Source organism: Thermoproteota archaeon, assembly GCA_030130125.1.
In the GTDB taxonomy this organism is placed as follows: domain Archaea; phylum Korarchaeota; class Korarchaeia; order Korarchaeales; family Korarchaeaceae; genus Korarchaeum.
The window spans coordinates 1-11790 of sequence record JARZZM010000028.1; the positions used below are offsets into that span (position 1 = coordinate 1).

The window sequence follows — 11790 nt, forward strand, 5'->3', positions numbered from 1 at the left end:
CTAACTCCATACCGGAGGAACCTGATGGATGTGGAGCTCGTGATCAGGGAGGTCCCGGTCACCGAGAGGTGGAGCTCCAAGAGGGGACGCTACTTCTTGGCGGACAACTTCCTCACCTTCTGGTTCAGGTTCGTGGCGCCCAACCTCTCCCTCATAGAGGAGGGCCTCCTAGATGTGGGAACTGTGAGAGCGAGCTACTCCCAGTATCTAGGATCTGTCTTCGAGAAGGTGGCTAGGGAAGCCGTGATAGGCCTCTTCAGGAGCGGGAGACTCGACATGAGGGTTACAAGGCTCGGCAGGTGGTGGGGGAGAGGTGAGGAAATAGACCTGGTGTTGGTAGACACCGAGAAGAGAAAGGCCCTACTCATGGAGGCCAAGTGGTCTGATCTAAGCGCTAGGGACGTGAGAAGGGTTGCTAGGAGGCTGATGCTTAAGGGGCAGCTCCTGTTGGAGGGATACGACAAGGAATATCTGATTATAGCTAGAAGGGCCGAGGAAGTTGAGGGGGTGAGGGTGCTGGACCTCAGATCGTTCGATGAGGTCTTCGGAGGAGCGTGATTCGCTCTCCCATGGAATTGCTACTCTAATCCCAGATGATGGAGCATGTGATGGTAGTGATCGACGGGCGTGAGGTGCCAGAAGGCCCTCTCCACCACCTCGGACAGGGCCGGGTGGATGTGCATCCCCGTGGATATGGCCATGTATGTGGGGTCCCTCGAATACATTAGCGTAACGATCTCCTGTATCAGGATTGAGGCGTGGGGCCCTATTATGTGGGCGCCGACAATGACGCCGCTCTCCGCATCGACTATCACCTTAACGAAGTAGTCCTTGACGCCCATTGCCTCTCCTTTGGCCGTGTCCTCGTACCTGTGGAACCCGATGAGCACCCTGTCCTTTCCAAGCTTCTCTACGGCTTCAGCCTCCCTCATACCCACGGAGGCCACCTCCGGGTAGGTGAAGACGGCATGAGGAACCGCGTGGTAGCTCATCTTGACCTTGTGGCCCATTATGTTGTAGAAGATCACCTTGGACTCGTAGTTGGCCACGTGCTTGAACAGGTACTTACCGTTCGCATCACCACAGACCCAGACTCCCGGCTGGGAGGCTTCCAGATACTCGTTCACCTTTATCCAGCCCTGCTCATCAGTCTCTATGCCGGCCCTCTCAGGATGGAGTATGTCGGTGTTGGGCGCTCTGCCGGCAGCCACCAAGATCTCGTCGGCGACGAAGCTCACCTCCTCACCCGTCTCCCTGTTTATCGCGATTAGCTCCTTCTTACCGTTGGGCATCTTCCTGGCCTTAACGACCTCGTGATTCGTGTATATGTCCACGAACCTCCCCAGCTCCCTCTTGGCCAGCTTGGAGACTTCAGGCTCCTCTTGAGGTAGGAACCGGGGATTCCTTCCTATGATGGTTACCTTGGTGCCCATCGCTGAGAAGAAGTGGCCGAATTCGGCCGCTATATAACCTCCCCCAATTATCGCGAGGGAGTCGGGCCTCTCGAAGAGGTGGAAGATGGTCCTGTTGGTGTGATAGCCGACCTCCTCCAGTCCCTCTATCGGGGGGATGTAGGGCTTCGATCCCGAACAGAGGAGGATGAGGTTCGACTTGATCAGCTTGTCACCCACCTTGAGAGTATAAGGAGCGACGAACTCCGCTACCTCCTTATAGTAGTCGATGTTCGGGTGCTGGCTCAGCCCCCTCCGTATCATCTCTATCTCCGGGTCTATCAGATTGCGCATCCTCCTCATTACCCTCCCGTAGTCCACCTTCCTTATCTCGACATCTATGCCGAAGCGATGGGCGTCCTCCACGATTCTGAGGACATCGGCGGAGTGTATGAGGATCTTGGAGGGAATGCATCCCCTCGTGAGGCAGATGCCTCCCGGCTCGTCCTTGTCTATCACGGCTACCTTCATTTCAGGATTGTGGTGGAGGAGTCCATCAACTATGTTCATGGCCGTGCCGGTACCTATGGCTATGGCGTCATACTCAATGGGCTCGGGCATGTCCATCCCGGCCTAGGAGAATATGTCTTTAAAGTACTTGACTCTCGCGAGGGCCCGCGCCAACGAACTGACGGGGGTAGGTCCCAAATCCGAAGTAGATCCTCCAGAGAGGGGATCCAGAAGAGCTAAGAATGACCCAACGCAGGCCCTCATCTAGCTGCCAGCTGGACATACCAAGCGCGGCCATTATATCTGCTCCGAACTCCCACGGATGCTGAGTACTTTGAGGCGTAATAGCGCTAATACTTTCGGAACTTTCTTATCTATGTCACATGCCTGATAACTCTTAAATACGATCTAGGTGATCCTTTAAACGATGAAGAGAAGGCTGATCATAGAGGGAGAGAAAGTTCAGGACATAGGCTACCGCATGTTCCTCCTAAATCTAGCTGGTGAGCACGACTTGACCGGTTTCCAAGCTCGTAATGTGGGAAAGAAGGCGGTAGAGGCTCTATACGAGGGGGACGATGGAGCGGTGAGAGCTTTCGAGGACGATGTTAGGGAAATGGCCCCCGAGGGCGCTAGAGTGGATAGGATCCATTTCGAGGACTACGATGGTCCGATCAAGGACATAGAGAGGTTCAGGTCCCACTTCATGACCCTCCAGCTCGGTAAGATGATAGAGGTTGGGCTCACCATGATACAGGAGCTGAGGGCCTTCAGGGAGGAGAGCAAGCAGAACCAAGAGACCATGATCCAGAACCAGCAGCTGATGATACAGAAGCAGGACGAGACGCTGGAGGAGCTCAAGGGGATCAGGAAGGACCTCAAGTCCATACTTGATAGGAGACTCGCTGAGCTGGAGAGGGACGTGGCCCTGATAAAGGAGAGGTTGGGGATAGAGTAGTAAGTACCATCGAACATTGGTGGACTCTCTCAAGGAGCATTCTCTTTACGTATGTCATAAAGTGCGTCTGTCACTAAGCTCTCAGTCGTAGTTCAAAGACCAAGATATCCGGCTCCTCCAGCTCCCACTGTACTAACCCCAATTGCCTCAACCGGCTGACCGAATCGGACATGTCCTCGGGGACCATTATGCTCACCCTACTCCCGCGTTCGAGGGCGATGGCCTCCATTCCTCCCAAGACGGACTGCATTTCACTGTATCTAAAGGGAGTAAAGGTTGTCGTAGGCTCCTTAGGCATCAGGAAGCCTTCATCGTCTATCCCATATGCCTCGGCGTGGTTCCTCAGCCAGTCGAGCGTATCTCCACACTTCTTCAGGAACTTCCAGCCCACCGGCACAAGCTCTACATCTGGAAGCCTCGGTTCCGTCTCCCTAAGCTGAACTCCAGCGTGTTCAGGTTCTTTATAGAGGTGGTGGAACTTCTTCACCACCTTGAAACCCGTGCTCTCCCCCAGATGTATGCTAGCTTCGTTCTTCACGTATGTGGCGTACATGAGACTCTTCAGCTCTCCTCTCGCGGACATCTCTCTCCCTAGGGATATGAGGAACTCGTGAAGTCTTCTAGCCAATCCCCTCCCTCTGTATGACGGATGGACCCTTAGCCCCTCCATCCACCCTACGTCGCAAGGGAGCAGGGTCAGCTTGGCTGTGGCCACAACTTCACCGTCCTCCTCGATCACGTAGAAATGGCCGTCCTCTATCCATGAGTCGAAGACCTGCGGTAAGTAATCGTGTCCTTCCCAAGTGAGCCTCGCTATCTCCTTCACATGGGGATAATCCTCTCGCCTAGCCTCCCTGATCAAGCTGTTCATCCCCGCGACCACCTCGTCATTTAATTTATCTGCTACAGGTTGGTCTGAGCCTAAGGTGAGGCAAGTCTCTCATGGTAAAGCTTCTCCTGCCAGGGGAATTGCTTGGGTGGGTTATCTAGCATTTCCGACCACTTCTCGTCGGTGAGCCTATCTGTCATGGGGTGTCTGAACTCGTAGTAGGAGAGGACCGGCCCCACCATGAGTGCGGTCCCGTTCGGGGTGGGGAAGGCCACCACAATGAGGTCAAGCTTGCCCACGGCCTCCTCCAGCACTTCCCCGCTGTTCAGATCTGTGTGCACGTCGGCCACAAGCACGGTGCTCTTGGCCCTCTCATCCAAGCCAGACATGATGGATTCCATCACATCGGCGAAGTTGCCTATGAAGTACAGATCGGTCTCATTCAGCGGTTCCCCCTTCAATTCCTTCACTGAAATCTCTCTAGCAGTTCTGAGCGCCTGAGCAAGGATCTCCAACCTAGTCTTCGCCTCCCGGCTCAGGTAACCCATATCCTCCAAGCCCTTCATCGTCTGATTGACAAGGGATTCGAGCCTCCCGTACACCCAGGGAAGGGGCTCCACTGCACCTATCTCAGCTGAAGGGGGTGCTGCAGTGAGTTTGGGTGTGTAGCTCTGCTTGGCGTAGAGTATGGTGTCGTGCCTCAACTCGGTCCACGATGTCAAGGCGGTCTGGAGTTGTCTGTCCAGCCAAGCATCGGATCTCATGTAGGGCGGGTAATCCTCCCCCCTCTCCTGGATTAGGAGGCGGAGTACATCCAACCAAGACCAGTAAAGGTTCTTGGACCATTCCACCTTGGAGAACTCCTCCCTGAGTTCCCTTACTCTTTCCTCGTAGTGTTCATAGCTCGCATCTCCCTCCTCCTTCAATATCTGAAGGGCTCTATCGCTTCCCATAACGGCGAACCAGTCGAGTCCACGTGGGAATCCCCTGGCTGGCCCGATCTGCGTCATCACTAAGGTGAACGGCTTATCTTCGCCCGTGTAGAGGCCCACCGAGGGGGCTACCAGTCTCTGGAAGACATAAGAATCCGACACGTACCTCCTTCCCATGAACCTCATTCCGGCCGTCTTGGCTAGGCACTCCTCCAGACCCTCCTCAGTTATCGGGGGCGTCACGTCACAGACCCCCGTACCACCGTAAATTCTAGGTTTACCCCTCTTCAATAGCTCCTTCCTGAACTTCCCGATAGATCCGTCCTCCCTGAGGGAGTGCAGCTGTTCCAAGGTGAGAGTACCGTCGAAAAGCGACTTAAGCGCCTCCAGATAATCGTAGGGAGTGTAGTCATCAGCGAACCCCACGAAGAATGAGGTGACGGTGTAAATCCTGGCCCAGATCTCGGAGGCATTCTCATCGGAGGAGAGATCGGCGGCGATCAATGAGGCGCGGATCGTCAGCTCCCTCGATCTCTCCTCGTCCACCAGCCCACCCCGTAGGAGGAACGCCATTCTCCCGTACCACATCATCGCCTTGAAGTATCTCCTCAGCCTGTCCGATCTAGTATAATGTCCCCTAGGCCTGTACTGACTATAATCCTCCTTATATCCGAAAATCGGACTTACTGCTATTTTCCCCTTGTTAATGAGGTTTACTTCTCTCCCCACCAGATCCGCAACCTCAGCCGGTGGACTGAAGTCCGGATCCAAGAGCTTCTTGCCCACAGAGAAGTAGGCGAGGTTCATGAGAGCTGGCTCGCCGACTTTCAGTATGTCTGAGCTGCTGTGCTCGATCATCCTATCTGTCAGGTTCAGGAGGTCGTTGAAGAGGTGATCCTCCTCTATATCAGCAAGGATGGAATCGAATTGGACGTGATATGCGTGGAGGAACGAGTCAACCGTCACGTAGGTGGGGAATCTTCTGAGCCTAGAGTAGGCGCTGGGGAAGTCTCCAGTCTCACCCCACTTGATCAAGGCAAAACCCCTGTCGAGCAGGATCCTCTCATCTACTCCCAGTTCATCGATGACATGGGGATTGAGGAAGTGCTCCCGCCTAGAATGACTGCCCCAGTTAGCTGGTTTCCAATCGATCCTCAATTCCTCTGCACGGGGGAAATCTCCCGGCTTGGGTATCGATCCCAGCTTCCACTCACTCATCATCCAACCGGTCGTAAGTGGTGTCGAGGTATTATCTTTAGATGGTGGCTGAGGGATGGGTATCGGACCTCTTGTACCCAAGATTAAGATCACCCCAATGGCTAGGAGGATCGCAATGAGGAGATTCCTTCGGCGTGTCATCAACATATAGAATGATCGCTCTGCTTTAAGAGTATTGAAAAGCTACGGACGGCGTTGTACTTATTTAAGCGCATGGGATCTGGGTGCACGCGTCGGGTAGTGCTCATCAGGGGGAACTCGCTGCATCCTTCAGTGGATATTGAAGCTTCGAAAAATCTATCTTTTATGGGCAAGAGGGGTCGGGGGTGATCGGCATCTCATTAATGCTCTACGACTTGGCTAAATTGACCGGGGTATTTGATGGAGAGCAACCCGAATCCAACTTGGATCTTATAGACATGTCACTCACTGGGAGAGCCAGAGGACCTCTGGTGAACTTCATTGTAAGGGAAATGGCTTGTTGCTACGGTGATGTGGATCGAGTGAGGTTTGAGGAAGTCAACAAGATAAGGGAGAGAGCCCTAGATCTCTTGAAAGAGGGATCACTGCTAGAAGAGGCCTGTGAGAACATAGAGGAGAACAAGGGCCACTGCTACAGGGCGTCCAGCGGTGAAGAGGTTGCTAGGATAGTGGGAGATCTAGTCGGCGAGGGGAAGACTGTCGTCAAGTCGTTCAGCTGGACCGTTGAGGAATCCAAGCTGGGTGAGAGGCTCAGGGAATCGAATGTAGTGCTGGACACCGCGTTTCCTAAGGCTCTATACCATCTGAGGGTTGATAATGGCGATCTGAGGAATCTAATAGAGAGCATGGGTGTGAGGATTGGGGAAGGGGATGTGCTGGCCAGCTTGGGGGCCTTGTACAGGGATGCCCTCTACAGAGCGGATGTAGGGATCACCGGAGTCAGAGCGGTGGCCGCCGACCCAGGTGCGATGACCTTTCTCCCAGATAGCGGCATAGACAGGCTGGTGACAATGACCCCCGAGATTCACGTGATAGTGGCTGGCATTGAGGAGGTTGTAAGCACGTACATGGAGGCCTTCCTAGTCACAGAGTTCGCCTCCAAGTATGGAAAGATGGATTTCTCCTTCTTGGGGGTCGTTGGAGGTCCAAGCAAGACTGGAGATATAGAGAAGAGGGTGACTTACGGTGCCCACGGCCCAAGGGAGTTCCACGTCATACTGCTGGATGACGGTAGATCCGAGGCCTTGGATGACGATAAACTGAGGGTAGCCCTCACCTGCATCAGGGTATCGAAACTTCCGTGCTTCGACACATGGGGACTATGGAGGAGGATCGTGGGGCTTGGCGATGAAGTGTATGGCGGGGTGAGGGGTGAGGGGCGCTGCCCCCTCCTCACATGAGAGAAGGAGAATCCCTCATATCCTCTCCATGAGCCTCCTCCTTATTTCCCTCAGCACCTCGGGCTGGTTTATACGCATGGGGCACGCCTCTATGCATCTTCCACATAGGAGACAGGCGAACGCATGCTGAGTCGAGGTCTCCTTGTCTCCGGTTATGTACTCCCACATCACCCCTATGCCACCGGAATACGCTGACTCGAGTCCCGCCCAATAACCACCCACGATGCCGAAGACAGGGCATAGATATTGACAGGCACCACATCTGAGGCAGTAGAGGGTCTGTTTCAGTATGGGATCTTTGGAGGCCTCTCTCCTCCCGTTATCGAGGAATATGACGTGATATTCCTCGGGACCGATGTCTCCCTCCCCACTCCTCGCTGGGCCCATAACGGTATTGATGTAGGATGTGACCTTGTAACCGCCGTACCTGCTTATCACCTCTACCACCTTCCAAGCATCGCTCATCGTCGGTACTATCTTCTCCATCCCCACGACTGCGATGTGTTTGGGTGGAAGGGAAATAGATAGCCTGATATTGGACTCGTTCTCTATGAGAAAGACGGCCCCCCTATCGGCGGCGAAGGCATTGGCACCGCTTATGCCCACATCGGCGCTGAAGTACTTATCCCTCAAGAACTTCCTGACTAGAGCCACCATTCCCTCTACATCGTCCTTGTCCACCTCCACCCCCATGAAGTCCTTGAGGAACTCCGCGACCTTCTCTCTCGTCAGGTGAATAGAGGGAGATATGAAGTGCATCGGCTTCGGACCGAGGAACTGAACAAGGAACTCCCCCAAGTCAGTCTCATATACCTCATTTCCCCTCTCAATCAGGAACTCCCTGAGTTTCAGCTCCTCAGTCGTCATGCTCTTAGCCTTGGTCACCACCTTACCGGTCCCCACCAGCTCGCCCACTATCTTCCTAGCCTCCTCGGCCGTCTCGGCTATATAGGCTTTCCCGCCCTTGGCCTCTACAGCCTCGATAGCCTTGTCGAGCAACTCATCCATGTGGTCTATGGACCATTCCTTTATCCTCCTGACCTCATCAGCGAGCTCCTTCACGTAGGGGTATCTCTCCATCACCTGCTTCCTCTTTTTCCAATAGGAGGAGATTGCCCTATCCAAGGCAGTCCTCAGGACAGGGTCATCGGACACTTTGTTGAGTAGCTGGCTTACTCCCGTCAAATCGGTCATTCTATCACCTCCATTATATCGAAAACCCTCACTCCAAGTTCCCTAGCCTCTCTCTGAAAGTTAGTGAGACATATTGGACACATTACGGTAAAGCAAGGTGATCCAGTCTCCTTCAGCTCCTCCATTCTCTTCCTAGCCAGCTTAGAGGACAAGGAGGGGAAGAGGGATTCTATGGGACCACCGCAGCAACCTGTGAACTTCCTCGTGAATTCCGGCTCCCTTACCTTCACGCCAGCTCTGGAGAGAAGGACGCGGGGCTGATCTATCACGCCATTCCACCTCGCTAGGTAGCAGGGATCGTGTATCACGACCTCCTTGGGTCCCCTGACCTTGGGAGTATAGCCCCTTTCTAGCAGGACATCCATGTAATGGACGACCTCGACTTCAAAGTCATCCACGAATTCCTTGATGAGGTAGTTCAGCATGTAGGTGGTGTGAGGATCTATGGTGATCACCTTCCTCGCACCGGTCTCCTTTATCTTCTTGGCTAGCCTCATCACATGCTCTCTAAACAGGTCGTCCATCCCCAGATCGTGGTAGAGGACCCCGCTGTAGGGTTCCTCCCTCATATACGCGAATTTAACGCCAGCAGAAAGGAGTGCATTCGCTATTGACCTAACTATTCTGAAGTATCTCTCCCTATCCTTCTTGGAGATCTCCAATGATGCTAGAAGACTTATCGTGTCAAGACCGAGGGAATCGGCCAGCGCTTTTATCTTCATGGCTATACCGAATAAAGCAGGATTCATAGACTCGAACCCCTTCAGGAGCCTAGCGAACATGTCGATATATGGGATCATCTGGTAGAGGCAGCCCGTGTAGAGTAGCACCTCGCCCCTTTCAGGAAAATTCATGCCCTCAGCCCACATGCTACAGTATTCTTCTTTCACTCCCAAAGGATTCCACGTTTTCTTAGCGTTTTTCTCGAGCAGTAACTTTACAGCCTTTAAGTCCATGGACCACCCGCTTGATACGATCGAGACTTTATTAATACTTTTTCTAGTTATTTGGCGCGGATCTCTTCGTTTTAACCGGTGCTAGCCCGACAGAGCGCCCCACTAGGGCGAGAGATGCGCCCGTCCACTCTCTTTAGAAGATATTTTTAATCGTTCACTAGAATGTGCGCGATAGCTCTATAAGTTACACGGTTCGTGAGAGGTTGACTTATCGCCATAAGAGGGGATACTGCCATGGAAAAGAAAATTCTGATCTTAGGAGGCGGTGATGGAGGTACGATACTCGCTAACCGGCTCGCTAGGAGACTTGGATCTGGGGAGGCGTCCATCGAGGTTATAGATAGGGAGGGGACCCACTGGTATCAGCCCGGCTTCCTCTTCTCCGCCGTAGGGGAGGCTGAGAGGGAGGAAATTTCCCTGTGCAGGGTCGCCCTCTACAGGGAGGGGATCAGGTTCACTCAGGCAGAGGTGACCGAGATAGATCTGGATGACAGGAGGGTCAAGCTGGCAAACGGTGAGGACAGGGTTTACGATTACTTGGTGATAGCCACGGGATCTACCTTCGATTATGAGGACATCCCCGGCTTCAAGACCGGAGCTGATCACTTCTGGAGTTTTGGCGCCTCAATGCGACTGAGAAAGAAACTCATGACCATAAAGAAAGGGAAAATCGTGATTGGAGTGGGCGGCTTAACATACAAGTGTCCCGTTGCTCCCCTAGAAATGGTCTTCTTGGCTGATGAACTACTCAGGAGGAGAGGGGTCAGGGAGAATATAGAGCTCACCTACATATCTCCTATGGGGAGGGCTTACGGGCCTGTACTTCTCAACAAGCTGGTGGAGGAGGAGATGGAGAAGCGTGGCATTAACCTAGTCACCTTCTTCACAGTCGATGAGGTGGATCCGGACAGGAGGGAAGTAAGATCGGCTGAGGGAGATTCCCTGAACTACGATATACTCGTGCTCAGTCCGCCTCACAAAGGTTCAGAGGTAATTTTCAATTCCGGGTTGGGGGATGAGGAGGGCTGGGTGCCCGTGGACAAGTACTTCCTTAACATCAAGGGCTACGATGATGCGTTTGCCATAGGAGATGCCACTGCTCTTCCTATACCGAAAACCGGTGTCGTCGCGCACTTTCAAGCCGCGACATTGGCCAACAACATCATTTCCGACATGAGGGGTGGCGTAAAGGAAGCATTCGATGGACAAAGCTTCTGCCTCATAGAGATGGGCGAAGGCCGCGCATCCGCTCAGGTTTCGAATTATCGCTACAACATTCCTCCGGGTCTCATACCCAACTGGCTCTTCCACGCGATGAAGCTGGCCTTCACCAAGATGTACTGGAAGTACATCCTGACCGGGTTGATGTGACTTCGTTGTTGGTTGGGGGTGATGATTATGGGAAATGGTTCCAACATCTCTCTCGATGAGAAGAGGATTGAGAAGTTGGATAAGCTCTTGGATAACGCTGACAGGCTGATAGATACTCTATCGAGGATGGAGAAGCTCTTGGACAAGTTGGAGCTCTTCTCGGAGGCGGGCCTACTGGATGACCTCTTGGGATTGGTGTTCGGGCTGGTTGCCCTTCAGAGGGGGTTCATAAAGGAGGAGGCCGTGAAGGCAGTAGCCGAGCTCATGCAGGCCGCTGGTTTCGTAATGGCGCCTGAATGTCTCAAGACCGTTGCTGAGTATGTTGAGAAGAAGGAGAGGGTGGTCCCCACTGCCCTAATGGAGAGAATGTCCGATCCTGACTTCCAGAGAGGCTTGGCCATTCTTCTCAACGCGGTGACGGCCATAGGCAAGTGCGCCAGCGAGTCTGATCTCTGAGGTAGAGGTGTCCGGTGATTCCTCGGTGAAACGATGTAAAATATTTTAAAGTATCACATCGTTTTACCAAGGTGATCCCATGTCCAAGGGGTTTGGTATCGTGCTGTACTCGGGGAGGGCCGACTCCTTAATTCTCGCGGGTGTCTTAGCACAGACCGCTGCCAATTACGAGATCCCGGTAAGGATATTCGTGACCAGTTTCGCCACTCCATATTTCATGAGGGAGAAGCCTGAGCCCAAGGTTCCCGAGGTCTTCCAAGATCTAGCGGAGAGGATGATGCAGGGAATGGCCAAGATGGGCGCTCCATCTTGGTACGAAATGCTCAAGACAGCAAAAGAGCTGGGGGATGTGAGGATAATGCTATGCTCAATGACCATGGAAGCCCTGGGTTATTCGAAGGACCAGATCGATCCCATAGTTGATGATATTGTGGGGGCTGCAACATTTTTAGCGGAGATGAGCGACTACCAAGTAGTGTTCGTGTGAGGTGGTGTCATCATGACGGATGTAGAGCCGACAATTTCCATCGATGCTAGGGGCATATCCTGCCCCGGTCCCCTGACGAACCTCATCAAGGCCTACAGGAAGGCCA

11 protein-coding genes are annotated in these 11790 nt (G+C 53.4%); 6 read left to right on the forward strand and 5 right to left on the reverse strand.

Translation table 11 applies throughout. The features are described 5' to 3' along the window. Positions 1-558: DUF234 domain-containing protein (locus QI197_05335; protein ID MDK2372782.1), on the forward strand; the 558-nt coding region annotated here is incomplete at its 5' end. 20 nt (positions 559-578) lie between these two features. Here QI197_05335 and QI197_05340 read toward each other — a convergent pair. Then, positions 579-2012, reverse strand: a complete 1434-nt coding sequence (locus QI197_05340) for a dihydrolipoyl dehydrogenase (GenBank protein ID MDK2372783.1) — start codon at positions 2010-2012, stop codon at positions 579-581. 316 nt (positions 2013-2328) lie between these two features. Between QI197_05340 and QI197_05345 the strand changes: the two genes are divergently transcribed. Further along, positions 2329-2859 carry an acylphosphatase gene (locus tag QI197_05345; protein MDK2372784.1) on the forward strand — a complete coding sequence of 177 codons (531 nt, stop codon included), beginning with the start codon at positions 2329-2331 and terminating at the stop codon, positions 2857-2859. 73 nt (positions 2860-2932) lie between these two features. On the opposite strand, the gene QI197_05350 is transcribed toward QI197_05345, so the two are convergent. Beyond that, positions 2933-3730 (reverse strand): GNAT family N-acetyltransferase, encoded by a 798-nt coding sequence (locus QI197_05350; GenBank protein ID MDK2372785.1) that lies wholly within the window; start codon positions 3728-3730, stop codon positions 2933-2935. 50 nt (positions 3731-3780) lie between these two features. Beyond that, positions 3781-5838, reverse strand: a complete 2058-nt coding sequence (locus QI197_05355; protein ID MDK2372786.1) for a DUF3160 domain-containing protein — start codon at positions 5836-5838, stop codon at positions 3781-3783. A gap of 326 nt (positions 5839-6164) precedes the next feature. Between QI197_05355 and QI197_05360 the strand changes: the two genes are divergently transcribed. Continuing rightward, positions 6165-7220, forward strand: coding sequence for an LUD domain-containing protein (locus QI197_05360; GenBank protein ID MDK2372787.1), 1056 nt, complete (start codon positions 6165-6167; stop codon positions 7218-7220). 15 nt (positions 7221-7235) lie between these two features. Here the strand turns inward: QI197_05360 and QI197_05365 are convergent, their stop codons facing one another. Then, complete coding sequence (locus QI197_05365) at positions 7236-8414, reverse strand: lactate utilization protein B (protein ID MDK2372788.1); 1179 nt, start codon at positions 8412-8414, stop codon at positions 7236-7238. Beyond that, positions 8411-9370, reverse strand: coding sequence for a (Fe-S)-binding protein (locus tag QI197_05370; GenBank protein ID MDK2372789.1), 960 nt, complete (start codon positions 9368-9370; stop codon positions 8411-8413). Before QI197_05370 ends, QI197_05365 begins: the two co-directional genes overlap by 4 nt. 234 nt (positions 9371-9604) lie before the next feature. Between QI197_05370 and QI197_05375 the strand changes: the two genes are divergently transcribed. The 3 genes from QI197_05375 (at position 9605) to QI197_05385 (ending at position 11684) form a co-directional block, all read left to right on the forward strand. After that, the gene (locus QI197_05375) at positions 9605-10741 is read left to right on the forward strand and encodes an FAD-dependent oxidoreductase (GenBank protein ID MDK2372790.1); all 1137 of its coding nucleotides are present in this window, start codon (positions 9605-9607) and stop codon (positions 10739-10741) included. 27 nt (positions 10742-10768) lie between these two features. Continuing rightward, positions 10769-11197: a DUF1641 domain-containing protein gene (locus QI197_05380; protein MDK2372791.1), complete on the forward strand. Its 429-nt coding sequence runs from the start codon at positions 10769-10771 to the stop codon at positions 11195-11197. Between the two features lie 79 nt (positions 11198-11276). Beyond that, complete coding sequence (locus QI197_05385) at positions 11277-11684, forward strand: DsrE/DsrF/DrsH-like family protein (GenBank protein MDK2372792.1); 408 nt, start codon at positions 11277-11279, stop codon at positions 11682-11684. The last annotated feature ends 106 nt before the right edge of the window (positions 11685-11790 follow it).

What these genes read in the sequence shown, in the direction of transcription:
- QI197_05340 (MDK2372783.1), bottom strand. Translation starts at nt 2,012, where the DNA reads ATGCCCGAGCCCATTGAGTATGACGCCATAGCCATAGGTACCGGCACG.
- QI197_05345 (MDK2372784.1), top strand. Translation starts at nt 2,329, where the DNA reads ATGAAGAGAAGGCTGATCATAGAGGGAGAGAAAGTTCAGGACATAGGC.
- QI197_05350 (MDK2372785.1), bottom strand. Translation starts at nt 3,730, where the DNA reads ATGAACAGCTTGATCAGGGAGGCTAGGCGAGAGGATTATCCCCATGTG.
- QI197_05355 (MDK2372786.1), bottom strand. Translation starts at nt 5,838, where the DNA reads ATGAGTGAGTGGAAGCTGGGATCGATACCCAAGCCGGGAGATTTCCCC.
- QI197_05365 (MDK2372788.1), bottom strand. Translation starts at nt 8,414, where the DNA reads ATGACCGATTTGACGGGAGTAAGCCAGCTACTCAACAAAGTGTCCGAT.
- QI197_05370 (MDK2372789.1), bottom strand. Translation starts at nt 9,370, where the DNA reads ATGGACTTAAAGGCTGTAAAGTTACTGCTCGAGAAAAACGCTAAGAAA.
- QI197_05375 (MDK2372790.1), top strand. Translation starts at nt 9,605, where the DNA reads ATGGAAAAGAAAATTCTGATCTTAGGAGGCGGTGATGGAGGTACGATA.
- QI197_05380 (MDK2372791.1), top strand. Translation starts at nt 10,769, where the DNA reads ATGGGAAATGGTTCCAACATCTCTCTCGATGAGAAGAGGATTGAGAAG.
- QI197_05385 (MDK2372792.1), top strand. Translation starts at nt 11,277, where the DNA reads ATGTCCAAGGGGTTTGGTATCGTGCTGTACTCGGGGAGGGCCGACTCC.